At 38.9% G+C, this 19,368-nt stretch carries 18 protein-coding genes and 1 other annotated feature; of the genes, 3 read left to right on the forward strand and 15 right to left on the reverse strand.

The features are described from left to right. Positions 1–13: 13 nt before the first annotated feature. From OS138_RS10930 to OS138_RS10950, 5 genes are all read right to left on the reverse strand, one after another. Positions 14–406 (reverse strand): MerR family transcriptional regulator, encoded by a 393-nt coding sequence (locus OS138_RS10930; RefSeq protein ID WP_002299672.1) that lies wholly within the window; start codon positions 404–406, stop codon positions 14–16. A 229-nt stretch (positions 407–635) separates the two neighbouring features. Next, positions 636–1,865: a GTPase HflX gene (gene hflX, locus OS138_RS10935; RefSeq protein WP_002289406.1), complete on the reverse strand. Its 1,230-nt coding sequence runs from the start codon at positions 1,863–1,865 to the stop codon at positions 636–638. Between the two features lies 1 nt (position 1,866). Next, a complete protein-coding gene (gene miaA / locus OS138_RS10940; RefSeq protein ID WP_002339593.1) occupies positions 1,867–2,784 on the reverse strand; it encodes a tRNA (adenosine(37)-N6)-dimethylallyltransferase MiaA in 918 nt (305 codons plus the stop codon). Between the two features lie 3 nt (positions 2,785–2,787). Further along, complete coding sequence (locus OS138_RS10945; protein ID WP_002377530.1) at positions 2,788–3,525, reverse strand: glycerophosphodiester phosphodiesterase; 738 nt, start codon at positions 3,523–3,525, stop codon at positions 2,788–2,790. Between the two features lie 90 nt (positions 3,526–3,615). After that, on the reverse strand, positions 3,616–4,143 hold the full coding sequence (locus OS138_RS10950) for a hypothetical protein (protein ID WP_002289403.1): 528 nt from the start codon (positions 4,141–4,143) through the stop codon (positions 3,616–3,618). A 179-nt stretch (positions 4,144–4,322) separates the two neighbouring features. Between OS138_RS10950 and clpP the strand changes: the two genes are divergently transcribed. Beyond that, the gene (clpP, locus tag OS138_RS10955; protein ID WP_002289402.1) at positions 4,323–4,916 is read left to right on the forward strand and encodes an ATP-dependent Clp endopeptidase proteolytic subunit ClpP; all 594 of its coding nucleotides are present in this window, start codon (positions 4,323–4,325) and stop codon (positions 4,914–4,916) included. 103 nt (positions 4,917–5,019) lie between these two features. Here clpP and OS138_RS10960 read toward each other — a convergent pair whose 3' ends face one another. From OS138_RS10960 to efrA, 4 genes are all read right to left on the reverse strand, one after another. Further along, positions 5,020–5,505: a gamma carbonic anhydrase family protein gene (locus tag OS138_RS10960; protein ID WP_002319637.1), complete on the reverse strand. Its 486-nt coding sequence runs from the start codon at positions 5,503–5,505 to the stop codon at positions 5,020–5,022. A 151-nt stretch (positions 5,506–5,656) separates the two neighbouring features. Further along, complete coding sequence (locus tag OS138_RS10965) at positions 5,657–5,854, reverse strand: hypothetical protein (RefSeq protein ID WP_002296291.1); 198 nt, start codon at positions 5,852–5,854, stop codon at positions 5,657–5,659. Between the two features lie 94 nt (positions 5,855–5,948). Beyond that, positions 5,949–7,709 carry a multidrug efflux ABC transporter subunit EfrB gene (gene efrB, locus OS138_RS10970; RefSeq protein ID WP_038810905.1) on the reverse strand — a complete coding sequence of 587 codons (1,761 nt, stop codon included), beginning with the start codon at positions 7,707–7,709 and terminating at the stop codon, positions 5,949–5,951. Beyond that, complete coding sequence (gene efrA, locus OS138_RS10975; RefSeq protein WP_087626480.1) at positions 7,706–9,436, reverse strand: multidrug efflux ABC transporter subunit EfrA; 1,731 nt, start codon at positions 9,434–9,436, stop codon at positions 7,706–7,708. Before efrA ends, efrB begins: the two co-directional genes overlap by 4 nt. A 392-nt stretch (positions 9,437–9,828) precedes the next feature. Between efrA and OS138_RS10980 the strand changes: the two genes are divergently transcribed. Next, a complete protein-coding gene (locus OS138_RS10980; RefSeq protein ID WP_002287947.1) occupies positions 9,829–10,041 on the forward strand; it encodes a DNA-directed RNA polymerase subunit epsilon in 213 nt (70 codons plus the stop codon). 1 nt (position 10,042) lies between these two features. Next, on the forward strand, positions 10,043–11,722 hold the full coding sequence (gene rnjA / locus OS138_RS10985; RefSeq protein ID WP_002287948.1) for a ribonuclease J1: 1,680 nt from the start codon (positions 10,043–10,045) through the stop codon (positions 11,720–11,722). 253 nt (positions 11,723–11,975) lie between these two features. Here rnjA and OS138_RS10990 read toward each other — a convergent pair whose 3' ends face one another. From OS138_RS10990 to OS138_RS11015, 6 genes are all read right to left on the reverse strand, one after another. Next, on the reverse strand, positions 11,976–12,176 hold the full coding sequence (locus OS138_RS10990) for a cold-shock protein (protein WP_002294067.1): 201 nt from the start codon (positions 12,174–12,176) through the stop codon (positions 11,976–11,978). Between the two features lie 149 nt (positions 12,177–12,325). Continuing rightward, positions 12,326–13,018, reverse strand: coding sequence for a RadC family protein (gene radC, locus OS138_RS10995; protein ID WP_002294069.1), 693 nt, complete (start codon positions 13,016–13,018; stop codon positions 12,326–12,328). A gap of 54 nt (positions 13,019–13,072) precedes the next feature. Beyond that, a complete protein-coding gene (locus OS138_RS11000) occupies positions 13,073–13,726 on the reverse strand; it encodes an HAD family hydrolase (protein ID WP_087626477.1) in 654 nt (217 codons plus the stop codon). Further along, positions 13,716–15,029: a bifunctional folylpolyglutamate synthase/dihydrofolate synthase gene (locus tag OS138_RS11005; protein ID WP_142652325.1), complete on the reverse strand. Its 1,314-nt coding sequence runs from the start codon at positions 15,027–15,029 to the stop codon at positions 13,716–13,718. Before OS138_RS11005 ends, OS138_RS11000 begins: the two co-directional genes overlap by 11 nt. Before the next feature lie 309 nt (positions 15,030–15,338). After that, positions 15,339–17,984, reverse strand: coding sequence for a valine--tRNA ligase (locus tag OS138_RS11010; protein ID WP_002332120.1), 2,646 nt, complete (start codon positions 17,982–17,984; stop codon positions 15,339–15,341). Positions 17,985–18,031: 47 nt separating this feature from the next. After that, positions 18,032–18,248, reverse strand: a binding site (T-box leader). Between the two features lie 127 nt (positions 18,249–18,375). Next, positions 18,376–19,023, reverse strand: coding sequence for a redox-sensing transcriptional repressor Rex (locus tag OS138_RS11015; protein ID WP_002287954.1), 648 nt, complete (start codon positions 19,021–19,023; stop codon positions 18,376–18,378). Positions 19,024–19,368 lie beyond the last annotated feature (345 nt).

Consider the following 19,368-nt stretch of genomic DNA (forward strand, 5'->3'; position numbering starts at 1 on the left):
TTTTTTAATTTATTCAGTCAAAGAATTGTCTTTGCAATCCTTGCGACTGATAATGACCTGTTTTGCTTAACCCACCTTGCGCCAAAATCTCATCACGAAAAATTTGTCGAACGTCATGATCTGTCAACGGCTTCTTGTTTTTTGCTTCTTGTTTTTTCGCCTGTGCCATTTCGTATACACGTTTGATCCCAGCCATATTCAATCCATCTGAAAGATAGTCTTTAATCTCAAGCAGCATATCAATATCATTCAGCGAATACATACGTCGGTTTCCTTCGCTTCGTTCCGGATGAACTAAATCTTGTTCTTCATAATAGCGAATTTGCCGAGCAGACAAATCAGTCAGCTTCATAACTGTACCAATTGGAAATACGGACATAGATCGGCGCAATTCCTTTTCTCCCATCAGACGTCCCCTTTCGTTTTATAAGTTGGCTAAAGTGTACCAATTAAAAAAAATATTGTCAACTTCATATGTTAGGTTTTCTAACATGAGATCTCTATTTTTTTATAAAATAACAAAAAATAAGAAAACAAAAAAGGTATCTAGTTGATTTTCGTACCAGATACCTTTTATTTTTTTATTATACTGTACTATCCTTTATTAGTGTTTTTATTGTTAAAAAAACAAAATTTTATTGGTTTTTTCTTAACCATTTTGAATTGGTTTTTGCAAACCCTTTAACTTCATATTCGTTTGTTTCTTCCATGTACGCTTCGTCCAAAACCATTGTTTGTCTTCTCAACTCGCTTAATTTCTGTCCTTCGTTGCTTGGCACAGAAAGTGTATAAGGGGTCATTAGTTCCATCAGCTGACGTTTGATTGCTTCGATCAACGCCATCTTACCTTCTTTCGTCTGAGTAGAAATCAATACATTTGGGAATAGCGTAGGCGTGAACATTGCTGGGTCGATCTGGTCTGCCTTATTGTAAACAGTCAGTATCGGCATTTCTTTCATATTCAGTTCATCCATCAATTTTAAGACAGTCTGCTCCTGTAAAATACGATCTGGAGAACTAGCATCGACTACATGTAGCAAAAGATCCATATTTTGACTTTCTTCTAATGTAGAATGGAAAGCATCGATCAGTTGCGTAGGCAGGTCTTGGATGAACCCGACGGTATCCGTTACAGTAATCTCAAATCCTTCAGCAAAACGCCATCTCTTAGTCAATGGATCTAACGTTGCAAACAATTGATCTTTCGAATAAGTATCCGCTTGTGTCAATAGATTCAAGATAGTTGACTTCCCGGCATTCGTGTAGCCAATAAGTCCAATCTGAAAAATCTCGCTATTTTTTCTTTTTTGGCGATTGCGCTCTCGATGAGCTTCTACTTCTTTCAATTCTTTCTTAACAGCAAAAATTTTATTCCGTATATGTCGGCGGTCTGTTTCTAACTTTGTTTCACCTGGCCCTCTTGTTCCGATCCCACCGCCAAGACGAGATAATGTTTTCCCTTGCCCTACTAAACGAGGCAGCAGGTATTCTAACTGAGCAAGTTCAACCTGCAGCTTCCCTTCTTTCGAACGAGCACGCATCGCAAAAATATCTAAGATCAGCTGCACGCGATCAATTACCGGAAGACCAACAGCATCGGTAATCAGTTGGCTCTGTCTCGGAGTTAGCTCATGATTAAAGATGATCAAATCCGCTTCATGCGCATCCGCTTGTTGAACTAATTCTTGTAATTTCCCTTTACCGATAATCGTTTGCCGATCCACTTGTGGTCTCTTTTGTGTAATTGTGAATACGACTTCTCCTGATGCGGTATTCGTCAGCTGAACTAGCTCTTCCATTGACTCTGAAAAGTAACGCTGGTTTGCTTCGGTTTCTACCCCTACGATGATCACTTTTTCTTCCATTTTATTCCGCCTCCAGCCATTTTTTGATTGTTTGCTCAATCTGACTTTTTTGATTTGGCTCACTTATAAGATCAAACCACTGTGCATCCAAACGGTTACGAAACCACGTCAACTGACGTTTCGCGTATCTTCTCGAATGTAGTTTGACTTGTTCTGTTGCTTCTTCCAATGTTTCTTTCCCTTCAAAATAAGGGAAAAATTCTTTATATCCAATACCTTGACTGGCCTGGACTTCTCCAAGCTCATACACCTTACGCGCTTCTGCTACTAAACCTTCTGCTAGCATCAAATCGACTCTTTGATTGATTCGTTCATAAAGAATACTACGCTTCGTATCTAATCCAATCATGAGGTAATCATACAATTGCTTTGGCTCTTCTTTAGGTGCCGTGATACTATGTCCTGTCGTCTCTAAAACTTCCAGAGCTCTTATCACCTTTCGTTGATTGTTCCAGTGGATTTTCTCAGCAGCTGCCGGGTCTTTTTCTTTCAACTGATTCCATAATGCTTGGGAACCAATTGTTTCAGCTAACGTTTCGTATTTTTTTCTAATCTCAGGATTCGCTTCTTCTGTCGCCCCTAACTGGTAATCGTATAGAAGGGATTGGATATACAGACCCGTGCCACCAGCGATGATAGGTAGATGCTCTCGGTTCGCAATCTCGGTAATCAATTGTCGACCTGAATGCTGAAAATCAGCGGCTGAGTAACGTTGAGTAGGTTCGATCACATCAATCAAATGATGCGGAACATTATTCATCTCTTCTTCTTTGATTTTTGCTGTACCGATATCCAGATTTTTATAGATTTGCAATGAATCACCGCTGATGATCTCTCCTCCAAATAGTTGTGCGAGTTCCACACTTAGCGCTGTTTTACCGACTGCTGTCGGACCGACGATCACTAATACTTTTTCCATATTTTACCTACTTTTCGTTGATTGTTTCCACCGAAGAGCTTTCTCCGGAAAATCAGTTATTATTCCATCTATTTTGAGTTCTTGACATTTGGCCATTTCTTCTTCATCGTTAATCGTCCATGCACGAATTGCTTTTGGAAAATCAGCTGCCTGGACTGGATGTTCGAACAACCAAGTATTTTTTGGATGTACTCCTTCTATATAAGGGGTTTCTGCTGCTAGTTGGACCTTTTTATCAGAAGTACTCATCAATAAGTCCAGCTGTATCTCCGGTTCCAGTAATGCGATTTTTTCCAAAGAATCCAAATGAAAGCTGCAATATGCATGTTGAAAAGGCCAATCTCTACTTTTTAATGTTTCGGCTAATTTTTCTTCGATACCGGGATATTCATACTGATCAGTTTTAATTTCAATCATTAGCATCCCTCGGTAATTTTTTTGGAGAAGCAGTCCTAACACTTCTCTCAATTCAGGAACTTTAGCTGCTGGAAATTCTTTGCTGAATTTTCCTCCTGCATTCAATTTTTTGAGTTCTTCCAATGTTTTTTCTCGAATCAGCCCTTTACCGTTAGTCGTCCGGTCCACTTCTTCGTCGTGCATAACGATCAAATAACCATCTTTGCTTAGATGGACATCTAGTTCGATACCATCTGCACCTACTCGTACAGCTTCTGCAAATGCAGGAAGCGTATTTTCTGGGTGGGTGCCACTGCTTCCGCGATGGGCATAGATTTGTAACATCTTTCTTCACTCCGTTCAGTTCTATTGTATCATTAAGAAAAAAAGAAAGCATTACCACGCTCTCATGTGCAACGGCAATGCTTCAAAATATCAGCTCCAAACATCATCTTTCGAGAAGAAACCAATCGGCTGGCGCGTCATAGTCTTCAACTGAGCTTTTTTTTCATTGATCATTTCAGTCAGACTATCCGTAAAATTCTCTAAAATCACGCGTCCGCCTTTATAAGCATATCCACCAATCTTCATTGTTTCATCTGGAGATAAAATCACTTTTCGATGGGAGATATTCTTAAATAGCTCGTCTAAAATATAATTTGGCAGATAAAAACTATTTTGCGCTGAAAATGATTGGAGATACGCAAAATCGTCAATCGTGATATAACAATCATCAAATGCATCAAAGCTGACATATTCTTCCATCAGCGTTGTCCGTTTTTGCAAGATCTCGTTGATCTTTTTATTTAATTGATTCAGCGTCTCGATTTCTTTGACTTTCAATTCCAATTCACGTCTACGCTGTTCTTTATTTTCCAAGTGACGCATTTGCAGTATCATGCCGATATAGACAACTACAGCACCTGTCAGCACTCCGATAAGACCAGTAATACCAACTATCAATCTGTTGTTCCTCCTTGTTTTGTTTCTCTGCTTATCATACCATAAAGCGGGTTTATGCGACTAATTTGCCTAAGTTTTTTATTTGACCTTTTTTGACCAAAAATGTATACTACATTTTAGGTATTAGAAACTAAATTATGGTACACTATTTCTAAACGAAATCAAGGAGGAACTCTATTATGAATTTAATTCCTACAGTCATTGAACAATCTTCACGAGGTGAAAGAGCTTACGATATCTACTCACGTTTATTGAAAGACCGTATCATCATGTTAAGCGGCCAAGTAACAGATGATCTTGCTAATTCGATCATCGCCCAATTGCTTTTCTTAGACGCTCAAGATTCTGAAAAAGATATCTATCTTTATATCAATTCTCCTGGTGGTTCAGTTACAGCAGGTATGGCTATTTACGACACAATGAACTTTGTCAAAGCAGATGTCCAAACAATTGTTATGGGTATGGCTGCTTCAATGGGAAGCTTCTTGCTGACAGCTGGTACAAAAGGTAAACGATTTGCTTTACCAAATGCTGAGATCATGATCCATCAACCTCTTGGCGGCGCTCAAGGGCAAGCAACTGAAATCGAAATTGCGGCACGCCATATTTTGCAAACACGCGAACGCTTAAACAAAATTTTAGCTGAACGCACTGGACAACCGCTTGAAGTGATTGAAAAAGATACAGATCGTGACAACTATATGACAGCTGAACAAGCAAAAGCATATGGATTGATCGATGAAGTCATGGAAAACAGTTCTTCATTAAATTAATCTGTTTCAAAGGAAGCTTTTTTAAGCTCTCTTATCTAAACCAAATAAAAAAGGATGGTCAACTCAAACTGACCATCCTTTTTTATTTTATGGATGCTACTGCCTATCTTTGCTCCTTGAATTTTCCTTGCGCATGCATCCGACCTATCTCGACATAATGCTGGATGTTTTCTTTGTTTTTTTGTATTTCTTCTTTTGTCAAAGGACGGATCACTTTAGCTGGGCGACCAAAAGCCAAGACATTAGGAGGAATAACTTTTCCTTCTGTTACTAATGATCCAGCACCAATCAAACTATTCTCACCAATAACCGCATGATTCAATATCGTGGTCCCCATCCCGATCAGCGCCCCTTTTTCGATTGTACAGCCATGTAGCATGCACTGATGTCCTACCGTCACATTCTCCGCAATATCTACAGGTGCATCATGATCGACATGGATGATTGTACCATCTTGGATATTCGTTCTTTGTCCTACTTTTATCCAATTACTGTCCCCACGTAAAACAGCTTGATACCAGATCGTCACATCTTCTGACAATGTCACGTCACCAATCACTGTGGCATTTGATGCTATAAACCGTTCCATATTTATTTTTCTCCTTTCATTTTTTGTAGAAACTAATCCTATTGAATAAAGGTATCATAGCATATATTTATTTCATAAGAAAAAAACAGGTAAAACCTGCTCAGGCCAGATGTCTATTTACAGTATCTGGTAACTGACGTTTTACCTGTTTTTATTGTACATCTATATTTTCTTCTATTACTTTTTTTAAAATTAATTCGTACACTTCTATTTGTGCTGCCAAGCGTTCGATTTGAAACTCATTTTCAAAAAAATCAGCTGAATCAAAAGGCTTCGTCTGACAGACGTGCGTTAAACGATCAACTTCTCTTTTGGCTTCAGTAATTTTTTCATTTAAAAACTGTTCCATCTCCGTGTCCTCACTTTTCTTGATAACTTTACTTTACCATTATCAAGAATAGAGAACAAAAAATAAGTTTTAAACTGTTTTATTCTTATATGACTTATTCTGCTTCCTCAGCAAATTGGCTGTTATACAGTTTTTCATAAAATCCACCTTGTGCCAATAAACTCTCATGCGTTCCTTTTTCAATGATCTGACCTTGATCCATCACTAGAATCAGATCTGCATCACGGATTGTCGATAAACGGTGAGCGATGACGAAACTTGTCCGTCCCTCCATCACGCGATCCATTGCTTTTTGAATCAACGCTTCTAAACGGGTGTCTACTGAACTTGTTGCTTCATCTAAAATCAAGATTTTAGGATCGGAGACCACTGCTCGGGCAATCGTCAGCAACTGTTTTTGTCCTAAAGACACATTGTCTCCCTCAGAATTGATGGCCATATCATATCCATCTGGCATTGTTCGGATAAAATGATCTACGTTTGCTGTTTTCGCAGCATCAACTACTTCATAATCTGTCGCATCAAGCTTTCCGAAGCGGATATTATCTGCAATCGTTCCTTGATAAAGCCATGCATCTTGCAAGACCATACCAAATAGCGAACGCACATCACTGCGACTCATTGATTTGGTGTCAATTCCATCAATCCTTATTGCTCCTTTGTCTACGTCATAAAAACGCATCAATAGATTGATCAATGTCGTCTTGCCGGCACCGGTCGGACCGACCACAGCTACGGTTTGACCAGCTTTCACTTCAAAATTCAAATCTTGGATTAATGGTTTCTTCGGATCATATGCAAAATCGACATGATCGAATGTCACATCTCCTAAAATCGTTTCTGGCAGTGAAGCATCTACTTTGTTTTCTTTTTCTTCTGGCTCATCTAAAATCTCGAATACACGTTTCGTTGCCGCTGATGCACTTTGCAAAACTGAAGACAATTGTGTCACGTTCCCCATTGGCTGACTGATTTGCCAAATATATTGGATGAATGCTTGTAGTTGACCGACAACGATCGCCCCAGTAATAACATAAAAGCTTCCTAGAACAGCCATACCAATATAAGTAGCATAGGCAGTTAATTGAACTAGAGGCATCATCAAGCCAGAAATGAATGCTGCACGAAACCCAAAGTATTTCAAGCTGTGATTAACTTTTTTGAATCCTTCCAATGTTTCTTTTTCGCGTCCATATACTTTCAATACACTAAAACCTGTCATATTTTCTTGGACGTAGCCGTTTAGCTCACCAAGAGAATTCTGCATGCTTTGAAAATATTTCTGCGAAGCATTGATCACTCGTTTTGAGATCCAGATCGATGTTGGAATCATGATCATAGAGATCAACGCCATCATCGGCTGGATATAAAACATCATTGCTGCAGCCAACGTAATTCCCAATATCGCATTTACGATACCAATAAAAGCTTGTTGTAAAGCACCGCTGACTGCATCTACATCATTCGTCACACGAGACAAAATATTTCCTTGCTGGTTTTTATCGAAATATGAAACCGGAAGACGATTGATTTTTTCTTCTATGTCTCTTCTCAAATCATGCATGGCACTTTGAACGACATTTGTCATCAAAACACCAGAAAGTAATTGCGAAATACAATACCCTATTCCAACAACTGTGATCCAAATGAGACATTTGAATATATAAGAAAAATTGATTGATTCGCTATTGGCAATATTACGGCTGATTTCTGTAGTAGGAAGTCCTGTAACATATGGCAAAGCCACGTTGAAAGCCACTGTCAGAACTGTAAATAGGATCACTAAAAGAAAAGTCCCACGATACGGTCTGATATATCGAGCTAAACGTTTTAAGGAAGAAAAGGTTTTTTTCATGCTAATTCCTCCTTTGATAATTGAGAAGCGGCAATATCATAATAAATCGGGCATTTTTCCAACAACTCCCGATGCGTCCCCATACCGACGACTTCTCCTTCATTTAATACGATGATCTTATCTGCATGCATGATCGTTCCCACACGTTGTGCTACGATCAACACAGTAGATTCTGTCGTTTCTTTTTTCAGACGAGCACGTAACTTCGCATCCGTTTGATAATCTAATGCAGAAAAGCTGTCATCAAAAATATAGATTTCCGGACGGCGTATGATGGCTCTGGCTATTGCCAATCGTTGTTTTTGCCCACCTGAAAAATTGGAACCACCTTCTGATAAATGTTCATTAAATCCATCTGGTTTTCGAGAAATGAATTCTGAAGCTTGAGCAATCTCAGCTGCACGTTCCATTTCTTCTTGCGTAGCATCTTCTTTCCCGTATCGCAAATTATCTGCAATCGTTCCAGTAAATAGCAACGCTTTTTGCGGAATAAACCCAATCTTATCTCGCAACTTGCTTAGCCGATAATCTCTCACGTCTACTCCATCGATCAAGATCTTTCCTTCACTCACATCATAAAAGCGAGGAATCAATTGGATCAACGTAGATTTTCCGCTACCGGTACTTCCAATAAAAGCAACGGTTTCTCCTGGAGAGGCTGTAAAACTGACATTTCGAATCACTGGTTCTTGCGAATGGCCTGGATAAGCAAATGTTACATTTTGAAATTCGATATACCCTTTAGTTTTTGTATCAGATATACCCTTTGGATCTTCTACAATCGAAGGTTTGGCATCTAGGGCTTCTTGGATACGTCCAGCTGAAACAGCTGCTCTTGGATACATCATGAACACACTGGCAAATAACATGAATGAGAACAAGGCATGGAATATATACTCGATAAACGCAATCAAATCTCCTACACGAAGCTCGCCTGCATCGATTTGCACTGCCCCGCTCCAGATGATCAATACCATTACGATATTAAATAAGAAATAAAAACCCGGTTGTGCAACAGCCATCAAACGGAATAAGCTTTTTGAACTAGAAGCATAATTCTCATTGACTACAGCAAAACGTTTTTCTTCAAACTTTTCATTGACGAATGCACGAATCACACGCAATCCTGAAAGATTTTCCCGCAAGATACTGTTGATTTTATCTAAGTTTTTTTGTTGCTTTTTAGATAACGGTTCAGACACCTTAGCAATCGCTACGACTGCCAATAATAGTAAAGGTAATGCACCTACTACATACAAACTGAGTGTCACACTTGTACGCATGACCATGTACAAACTGACAATGAACATCATTGGTGCCATAAAACCGATACGTAAAATATTTTGCAGGAACAACATGATCTGATAAGCATCGTTTGTTGTACGAGTGATCAATGAAGATACGCCTAGATTTTCGTATTCCTGATGCGAATAACTTTGGATCTTTTCGAACAAATCATCTCGAATATCTGCTACGATATTAGTCGTAATCCTCGAACCAAAATAACCTAACAAGATATTCAAAATAATACCGATTACAGTAATAACGATCATAAATATCCCTTGTTGCTTCACATAATCAAAATCATCATTGCGGATTCCTACATCGATCATACGTGCTAAAATCGTAGGAAGTCCTAATTCAATCAAAATAAAACCAAATACGCATATGAAATTGAAAAACAAGAATTTCTTATGACGCATGGTATAATGCCACATTAGTTTCACTTTCTCATCTCCTTTTAATCTTTTGTTACATTTTCATTACTAAAAATGATAGCACAACGAGCCTATTAATAGAACACTTCTCTCATAAAAAAGTCATTATGATTATAGCGGGATGATAAACATTGATTTTTTCTTTCAATCTAGTTGATTTCTATACTTATTTGCTGTTTTATGCTAGAATAACAATTAATTGTTGTATATTTTTTATACAGAAGGTACGGTTGAAAAAATATCCGAACAGATAAGCAAAAACGAGGCTTGTCTCTTTGACTCGAATCCAGTATTCTAGTCAAAGTATATGAAAAACCAGGTGGCTTGTCCCCTCGTTTTGTGTTGTCTAAAAAAATCAACTAGCTAAATCACTGCTTTACGCAGATAAAGGAGACAAAACAATGATCTATAAAGTTTATTATCAAGAAACAAAAGTACGCAACCCTAAACGGGAAGAAACAAAATCTCTTTACATTGAGGCAAAAAGCGATGTAGACGCTCGCCAACGTGTGGAAGAAAATACCCCATACAATATTGAATTCGTTCAACTTCTAGAAGGAAGTCATCTAGAGTACGAAAAAGAAAATGCTGATTTCTCATTAGTGGAGTTTTAATATGAAACTTTCCATCAAAAATAACGAGACAGGCGTCTTTGCTATTGGTGGATTAGGTGAAATCGGGAAAAATACGTATGGGGTACAATTCCAAGATGAAATCATTTTGATTGATGCCGGGATCAAATTCCCGGAAGACGATTTACTTGGAATTGACTATGTCATTCCCGACTACAGCTACATCATACAAAACTTACACAAAGTAAAAGCCTTGGTGATTACTCACGGGCACGAAGACCACATCGGCGGAATACCCTACTTGCTGAAACAAGCAAATATTCCTATCTATGCTGGTCCTCTCGCATTAGCGTTGATCACAAACAAATTAGATGAGCATGGCTTGCTTCGAGATGCAGAGCTCCATGAGATCAATGAAGATACGATCATCCGTTTTAGAAAGACTTCTGTCAGCTTTTTCAGAACGACCCATAGTATCCCAGATGCATTAGGGATCGTGGTGAAAACACCTTCTGGAAATATCGTAGCGACTGGAGACTTCAAATTCGATTTCACTCCTGTTGGCGAACCAGCAAACTTGCATAAAATGGCTCGTATCGGGGAAGAAGGAGTCTTGTGCCTTTTATCTGATAGTACAAATGCTGAGATTCCAACATTTACTAAATCAGAAAAAACGATTGGGCATTCTATTTTGAAGATCTTTTCAAAAATCGAAGGACGTATCATTTTTGCCAGCTTTGCTTCTAACATCTTCCGTTTGCAGCAAGCAGCAGATGCCGCTGTGGCAACTGGTCGTAAAATCGCTGTTTTCGGACGAAGCATGGAAAATGCCATCGTCAACGGTCAACGTTTAGGATATATCAAAGTTCCAGACGGCACATTTGTAGATGCACACGAAATCAATCGCTTGCCTGCCAATGAAACGATGATCCTATGTACAGGTTCTCAAGGAGAAGCGATGGCCGCGTTGAGCCGCATCGCGAATGGTACTCACCGTCAAATCCAAATCCAGCCAGACGATACAGTGATCTTTTCAAGTTCACCTATTCCTGGTAATACAACAAGTGTCAATCATTTGATCAATTTGCTGTCTGAAGCTGGTGCAGAAGTGATTCACGGAAAAATCAATAACATCCATACTTCCGGTCACGGTGGACAAGAAGAACAAAAATTAATGCTTCGTTTGATGAAGCCAAAATATTTTATTCCTGTCCACGGAGAATTCCGCATGTTGAAAGTACATGCTTCTCTAGCACAAGATGTAGGTGTTCCTGCAGAAAACTGCTTCATCATGGAAAATGGCGATGTTTTAGCGTTAACTAGCGATTCTGCGCGTCCTGCTGGGCATTTTGTGGCTGGAGATGTGTATATCGATGGTAGCGGGATTGGTGATATTGGTAATGTCGTTTTACGTGACCGTCACCTTCTTTCAGAAGAAGGTCTTGTATTAGCTGTCGCGACAGTGGATATCAAGAAAAAAGAAATCTTGGCTGGTCCAGATATTCTCTCTCGTGGATTTGTCTACATGCGAGAATCAGGAGAAATGATCAATGAAGCTCAGCGAATCTTATTCCACGCTTTAAGAGAATGTTTGAATGGACCTGACTGTTCAGAATATAAATTGAAAGAAGCGATGACTGGCGCGCTTCAGCCTTTCTTATTCGAACGTACAGAAAGACATCCAATGATTTTGCCAATGGTAATGACACCAGATGAAGAATAAATAAGAGGTTATGAAATCAGCACCTTGTCCTGAATATGAGAGAAAACAAATGAAAAACATGAGAAGCCATTTTTGTTTGTTCTTATTCCTTGATACAAGGTGGCTCTTTCATAGCCTCTTAAATTTATTTACTTTTTCATACAAAAAAATACCTGCCACAAGAGAAATTGTCTCTTGTGGCAGGTATTTTTGTTACTCGCTTTGTTCTCTCGTAAAAATTGATGTCTACCATCAATTTGATTTACAGATAAAATTAAGCTTTTACAACGTTTGCAGCTTGTGGGCCGCGGTCTGATTCTTCAACGTCGAAAGTCACTGCTTGACCTTCTTCTAATGTTTTGAATCCGTCACCTTGGATAGCTGAGAAGTGAACGAATACGTCGCTTCCATCTTCACGTGAGATAAATCCAAATCCTTTTTCAGCGTTGAACCATTTTACTGTTCCGTTTTCCATAATAATATCCTCCTCGTGCCAAAAGCACTAATTTAAATTGTAACATTGCTCGTGTACGATAGAGGTGCAACAGATGTTTCAACTTCTATTCCCAAACAAAATTACAATATAATTGTACACTTGCTTCATTTTTTTTGCAAGAAAGCAACTTACTTCTCTTCCATCATTCCTTCTTCTCTCAAACTAAAATATCGTTTGCGTCCGATGATCAAGTGGTCCAGTACAGTGATCCCCATCATTTCTCCACACTTTTGTATCCTTTTGGTAAAATTCATATCCTGCTGCGATGGAATAACATTACCAGAAGGATGATTATGCGCTAAAACGATCCTTGCTGCACAATAACGTACAGCATAATGGAAAATTTCTCTAGGATGAGCGACTGACTGATTCAGCGAACCGATGAACACTGTTTTTTTTAAGATCACTTGATTCTTCGTGTCCAAATAAATACAAACCAAATGTTCTTGTTTGTGATCTTTCATTTCCAGAATCAATTGCTGGGCCAATTCGTAGCTGGTACGAACCGGTGGAGCCGCTCTTTCATGATCCGTCTGAATTCGTCGACCTAATTCGATCAAGGCTTTGATTTCGATTGCTTTCACGCGTCCTATCCCTCGAATCTCTTCTAACTCATGCAAAGTAGCCTGTCGTAAAGAGGCCAGTCCTCCAAACGTTTTTAACAGATTTCCAGCAATCGACATCACACTATAAGGGTGTTGACCGGTACGCAGTAAGATTGCCAAAAGCTCCTGATCCGATAAAGCTTCAGCGCCATAAATTTCCATACGTTCCCTTGGTAAAGAGCTAGTAGGTACTTCTTTGATCAATCGTTTTCCCAAAAAAACATCTCCTTTCTATCTTATCTAAAATAAGATACGAAAAGAGATGGATTTTTATTTTAACAATGCAGGGATTTCATGTAAAGAAGAAACAACCCCAGCTGTTTTTTTGATCAATTCTTGGGATGGTGGAAGCAGATCTGGTACCATGACTACCGGGATCTCAGCCGCAGAAGCTGCTAAAATACCATTTTGTGAATCTTCTAAAATCAATGTTTCTTTCTTCGCTGTACCTAGCTTCTGATTAGCTAACAAGAAAATTTCTGGGTCTGGTTTTGCTCGTTGAACATTTTCTGCAGAAACAATCGCCTCAAATCGTTCAAACAGATTGTTCTTCTTCAATAAAAGTTCAATGACTGCTCGTTGGTTACTGGAAGCGACAACTTTGGGAATCTGATGTTCTTCTAAAAAAGAGAGGAGTTCCAACACACCGGGCTTCATTTGTACCGCTCCTTGCGAAAAACGTTCAAGCGTTTCCTGGTATGAATCATCTATGAATCTTTGTACACTTGTTTTGCCAAATTCCGAGAAAATCATATGATAATTCGCCCATACTTCTTCATCTGAAACACCTAAGAATTTTAAATACAGGTCTTTATCATAAGGAAAACCCATCTTGTCTGCTACTACTTGTGTGGCTTCGTAATACACTAACTCTGTGTCGAACAGCAAACCATCCATGTCAAAAATCACTGCATTATACTTCATGATCTCCTCCTAATTGTATTAATAAATGGCGAACTTCTGAAATGAAATAAAGTGAACCGGTCACAACTAATACGTCTTCATTTGTCATCTTTTCCAATATATCTGCTAATCCGAATTGCCACAATGAAACGATTGATACTCTCTCACTTGCTAAATCTGATACTTCACTTAATTCGATGGCTTTTGGATGTTCAAAGGTCGTCAAATAAATATGGACATTTGGTACTTGCTGCAATCGTTCTAGCATTTCTCTAACATTTTTAGTTCGTAAGGCGGAAAACAAAATGTTGATTTGATATCCTTTGAATTCTTTTTTCAAATTCTCAACAAGCCGGTTCATTGCATGCGTATTATGGGCACCATCTAAAACAACTAATGGCTCGTTACTCAAACGCTCCATTCTTCCTGGCCATCGAGATTTCTTCAATCCCTTCAAAACATCTTTTTCTCGGAAAGGCAGCTTTTCCAATTGACAGTAAACAAAATACAATTCGATGGCTACTCCTGCATTTTCAACTTGATGTTGCCCTAAAAGCGGAGTGGTTAATTGAGGGATCTTTCCTATTTCATTAAAAAATTCAAATACTTCTCCCCACATCTCATCAGGATGCAGATAGTTTATTTTATAATTTTCCCCGTATACATAAAGCGGTGCATTTTTTGCTTTAGCTGTTTGTTGGATGACAGTAAAAGCTTCTGGGGCAATATTTCCTGTTACTACTGGAACGCCTTGTTTGATGATTCCAGCTTTTTGTGCAGCGATTTCTTCAATTGTATCTCCAAGTATTTCGGTATGATCAAGTCCAATCGTTGTTATTCCCGTCAGCATTGGTACAGCTACATTGGTAGAATCCAATAAGCCGCCTAAGCCAACTTCGATAATCGCTACGTCCACTTTCTTCATCAAAAAATAATCAAATGCCATTGCTGTTAATGTCTCGAATTCAGTAATACCAGCTACTGCTTCAAATTGATCAAGTTGTTTGATCAGTGGCTGATATTTTTTTACAAGCTGGATCAAATCATTGTCTGGGATGCTTTTGCCATTGATTGCGATCCGTTCATTGAACGTTTCGATATAAGGTGAAGTAAATGTACCTACTGTCAGCCCAGCCTCTTCTAATAGGCTTCTCAAATAAGCTACAGTAGAACCTTTTCCGTTTGTTCCAGCGATATGGATCGTTTTTACTTTTCTCTCTGGATGCCCTACCACTTCTAATAAAGCTTCGACTCGGTCAAGGCCAGGACGTGAACCAAATGGTAATCGACTATGGATCCATTCTATTGCTTCTTCAATCGTCATCAACAATTCCCCCATTTCTCTTTTATTATAACAAATAGAACACATAAGAAAAATAAAAGTATGACAAAGAGAAAAGAAACAGAGAGAGGAACGATTTTATCAACTACTTTATTGACTCTTGATACATGATCCATCTCCCTCCTTCTCCTACATAATAAGAGTAGACTAAAAAAGAGATGTGACAAAATTTATGTCACATCTCCTTATGAATCGAAGCTAAGAGTGAGGCTCAAACTCTTTCCTGTAACGATGTTCAATCAGCTAGCTTTTAGTAATAGCTAGCTGATTGAACACTCTCTTTTTCTATTCTTATTGAATAGTACGCAAACTTTCGATTCGTTCTTTGACAGCCGTTTGCTTCTCTAAATAATCTTTTTCTTTTGCACGCTCTGCCTCTACTACTTCTTCCGGCGCGTTAGAAACAAAACGTTCATTAGAAAGTTTTCCTTGGACACGTTTTACTTCGCTTGTCCACTTTTCCAGTTCTTTTTCTAATCGTTTGATTTCTTCTTCAATATTGATCAATCCTGCTAACGGCAAGAAGATTTCTGCACCTGTCAGAACAGCTGACATCGCTAGATCTGGCGCAGTGATCTCACTTGATATCGTCAACTCTTCGGGATTACAGAAGCGTTCGATATAGCTTGTATTTTCAACTAAAAATTGATCGATTTTAGCATCGTTTGTTTTAATTAGCAACGTAATTGGTTTAGACAATGGTGTATTCACTTCTGAACGAATATTTCGAACGGCTCGAATCAATTCTTTCAATACTTCCATCCCTTTAGAAGCTGTTTCATCATCAAACTCTGGACGTACAACAGGATATTCTGCCACTACTAGAGAATTTCCCTGATGAGGAATATGTTCCCATATTTCTTCTGTAACGAATGGCATGATTGGATGCAATAAACGTAGGATCTGATCAAGTGTATGGACTAAGATGCTACGGGTGGTTTGTTTTGAAACAGCATCATCTCCATAAAGTACTTCTTTACTCATTTCGATGTACCAGTCACAAAAATCATCCCAGATAAAGTTATACAGTTGTCGACCTGCTTCACCAAATTCAAAACGATCAAATAGCTCAGTTACTCGTTCGATCGTTTCATTCAAACGAGTAAGGATCCACCGGTCAGCCACTGATTTTTCTCCAGATAAATCGATCTCTTCTACGGTCATTCCTTCGATATTCATGATAACGAAACGTGAAGCATTCCAGATTTTGTTGATAAAGTTCCAAGAAGCATCCATTTTTTCATAGCTGAAGCGGACATCTTGTCCTGGTGCAGAACCATTCGATAAGAACCAGCGGAGAGCATCTGCTCCATACTTTTCGATTACTTCCATCGGATCGATTCCATTACCTAATGATTTACTCATCTTCCGCCCTTGTTCGTCACGAATCAATCCATGAATCAAGACATTCTCAAATGGACGTTCGCCAGTAAATTCCAAGCTTTGGAAAATCATTCTGCTTACCCAGAAGAAAATGATGTCATAACCGGTTACTAAAGTGCTAGTAGGGAAGTATCGCTTATAATCTTCGCTTTCCGTATCTGGCCAGCCCATTGTTGAGAAAGGCCACAAAGCTGAACTAAACCAAGTGTCTAAAACATCAGGATCTTGTACCCAGTTTTCACTATCCGCTGGTGCTTCCATCCCTACATACATTTCACCTGTTTCTTTGTGATACCATGCAGGAATTTGATGTCCCCACCATAATTGTCGTGAGATTACCCAATCATGGACATTTTCCATCCAACGTAAAAACGTTTGATTGAATCTTGGAGGGAAGAATTCCACTGCTTGATCTGTTTCTTGGTTATCAATGGCTTTTTTCGCTAACGGCGCCATTTTTACAAACCATTGAGTAGACAGCCGAGGTTCAACAACGACACCTGTCCGCTCGGAATGACCCACACTGTGGATCATCGTATCGATTTTAATCAATCGACCGATTTCTTTCAGATCTTGCACGATTGCTTTACGAGCAGCAAAACGATCCATTCCAGCATATTTTCCTGCTAGTTCATTCATCGTACCATCATCATCCATAACATTTACGCGTGGAAGATCATGACGATTACCTACCTCAAAGTCGTTTGGATCATGTGCTGGAGTGATTTTTACTACACCTGTCCCGAATTCCATATCTACATATTCATCTGCAATGATTGGGATTTCTTTATTGACTAAAGGTAGAATCACTTTTTTGCCGATGAGCGCTTGATAACGCTCGTCTTCTGGATGAACAGCAATCGCCGTATCTCCCAACATCGTTTCTGGACGGGTTGTCGCAATTTCTACTACGCCTGATCCATCTGCTAGTTCATAGCTCATATGATAAAAGGCGCCTTCGATATCTTTATGAATAACTTCGATATCAGATAGAGCTGTTCGTGCTTGAGGATCCCAGTTGATGATATATTCACCACGATAAATCAAACCTTTTTCGTATAAGGTAACAAAAACTTTACGTACTGCTTCAGATAATCCATCATCTAATGTAAAACGTTCCCTACTGTAATCTAAAGATAAGCCCATTTTAGCCCACTGTTCGCGGATGTGGCTCGCATACTCTTCTTTCCATTCCCACACTTGATCGATGAACTTTTCACGACCTAGATCATAACGAGAAATCCCTTGCTCTCTAAGCTTCGCTTCTACTTTTGCTTGTGTCGCGATTCCTGCATGGTCCATACCAGGCAGCCATAAAGTATCATATCCTTGCATTCTCTTTTGACGAATCAGCATATCTTGCAAGGTCGTATCCCAAGCATGCCCTAAATGAAGTTTTCCAGTAACATTTGGGGGCGGGATCACGATTGAATAAGGTTTTGCTTTTTTATTTCCGCTCGGTTTAAACAAATCTTGTTCTAACCAATGCTGATAACGTCCAGCTTCAACTTCTTGCGGATTATATTTTGTTGATAGGTTATTTTCTTCCGTCATGCTGTTTTCCTCCTTTAAACTAAAAAACGTCCTAAAATACTTTCGTATTCTAGGACGTATGATTTACGCGGTACCACCTAAATTGCAATAATCAATCATTATTGCCTCTCAAGTGAGTTAACGATCACGACTCGTCTATCTCTACTCCATTCAAGACAGAAACTCCCAAGCTACCTTCACTGGTTGTCATTGAGAACCTTTCAGCAGATAGTTCTCTCTCTAAGAATGAATGTGCCAGTTACTCCTCTTGTTCAGCGTTATGCTTCATTCTACAATGGTTTTTTTTTTTAGTCAACAAGTGGTCGTGAAAAACCACTTCATTTAGTACTAAAAAATTTTTGAAAGAATTACGACGAGTTCTCGCAAGATCAATAAGCCTACTCAAATTTTCCTAAGAAAAAACTTCTGAGTAATTCTCATCAAAGTAAATAAGCGTCTGCAACTCGGTTGTCAAATCAATGTATTGAACATTGACATAAGCTGGGACAGTTACTCTGTCAGGCGCAAAATTAAGTATAGCGGTTACATTTCCTTTGACAATTTCATCAATAGCAGATTGTGAATATTTACTTGGTACCGTAGAGATTGCTACTGTCACATTTTTTGCTTTGGCTATCTCCGCGAAACGATCAATCGGATAGATCATTTCTCCATCAATTACTCGATTGATCAGTGCTGGATCATTATCAAAGACGCACACGATATTTAGATTTTCATTTCTTCTAAAATTGTTGTGTTTCAATGCTTTGCCAAGATTTCCATATCCTACTAATGCGATTCGTTTTTCTTCTTTAGTATTAAGGATATTATTGAATACATCGATAAGGAAAGGGACATCATAGCCATATCCGCTTCTGCCTAGCTCGCCTAATTGCGAGAAGTCTCTGCGGATCGTTGCAGAAGGAATTTGGGTGATTTCGCTAAACTCATTTGATTTGATTCTACTTATGCCTGAGTCATCCAGCATCTTCAAGTAGCGTAAATATAAAGGTAATCTTTTCGCAGTTGCTTTTGGCAGTGTATCTGTTTTTTCTCGCATAACGACGCTCCTTGTTAATAATTTCACATATTTAGTGTAACATGTTTCTAACCCGGGAGCAAGGTTACAAGTAGGAAGGAAAAGGGTGTGAGACAAATAAAACGGTGTTCAAAAGCTTGCATCTGCGGTAATAAGCTCAACCAAACGTAAAATATGAGGAACTATTTTTGTTTGGCTGTTCTTATTACTTGATGCAGGGCAGCTTTTTCACAACCTCTGATACACGGTGTTCCAGAAGTAACTTCTTCGGAAATAAGCCGAAATTTCACAAAAATTTGAAAAGCAATTTTCGTAAATTCCTTCTTATTTCTTGAAGCTACCCACTTCTCTCACAACCTCGCTATT

The organism is Enterococcus sp. E5-37 (assembly GCF_035726925.1).
GTDB classification, from domain to species: Bacteria; Bacillota; Bacilli; order Lactobacillales; family Enterococcaceae; genus Enterococcus_B; species Enterococcus_B faecium.

Bases quoted from the DNA above. Each gene is read 5' to 3' on its own strand.
- OS138_RS10945 (WP_002377530.1), bottom strand. From the start codon at position 3,525: ATGTTACAAATCTATGCCCATCGCGGAAGCAGTGGCACCCACCCAGAA.
- OS138_RS10965 (WP_002296291.1), bottom strand. From the start codon at position 5,854: ATGGAACAGTTTTTAAATGAAAAAATTACTGAAGCCAAAAGAGAAGTT.
- OS138_RS10980 (WP_002287947.1), top strand. From the start codon at position 9,829: ATGATCTATAAAGTTTATTATCAAGAAACAAAAGTACGCAACCCTAAA.
- OS138_RS10930 (WP_002299672.1), bottom strand. From the start codon at position 406: ATGGGAGAAAAGGAATTGCGCCGATCTATGTCCGTATTTCCAATTGGT.
- OS138_RS11010 (WP_002332120.1), bottom strand. From the start codon at position 17,984: ATGACGGAAGAAAATAACCTATCAACAAAATATAATCCGCAAGAAGTT.
- OS138_RS11015 (WP_002287954.1), bottom strand. From the start codon at position 19,023: ATGCGAGAAAAAACAGATACACTGCCAAAAGCAACTGCGAAAAGATTA.
- OS138_RS10990 (WP_002294067.1), bottom strand. From the start codon at position 12,176: ATGGAAAACGGAACAGTAAAATGGTTCAACGCTGAAAAAGGATTTGGA.
- hflX (WP_002289406.1), bottom strand. From the start codon at position 1,865: ATGGAAGAAAAAGTGATCATCGTAGGGGTAGAAACCGAAGCAAACCAG.
- efrB (WP_038810905.1), bottom strand. From the start codon at position 7,709: ATGAAAAAAACCTTTTCTTCCTTAAAACGTTTAGCTCGATATATCAGA.
- OS138_RS11005 (WP_142652325.1), bottom strand. From the start codon at position 15,029: ATGACGATTGAAGAAGCAATAGAATGGATCCATAGTCGATTACCATTT.
- OS138_RS10960 (WP_002319637.1), bottom strand. From the start codon at position 5,505: ATGGAACGGTTTATAGCATCAAATGCCACAGTGATTGGTGACGTGACA.
- miaA (WP_002339593.1), bottom strand. From the start codon at position 2,784: ATGGAAAAAGTATTAGTGATCGTCGGTCCGACAGCAGTCGGTAAAACA.
- clpP (WP_002289402.1), top strand. From the start codon at position 4,323: ATGAATTTAATTCCTACAGTCATTGAACAATCTTCACGAGGTGAAAGA.
- rnjA (WP_002287948.1), top strand. From the start codon at position 10,043: ATGAAACTTTCCATCAAAAATAACGAGACAGGCGTCTTTGCTATTGGT.
- OS138_RS11000 (WP_087626477.1), bottom strand. From the start codon at position 13,726: ATGAAGTATAATGCAGTGATTTTTGACATGGATGGTTTGCTGTTCGAC.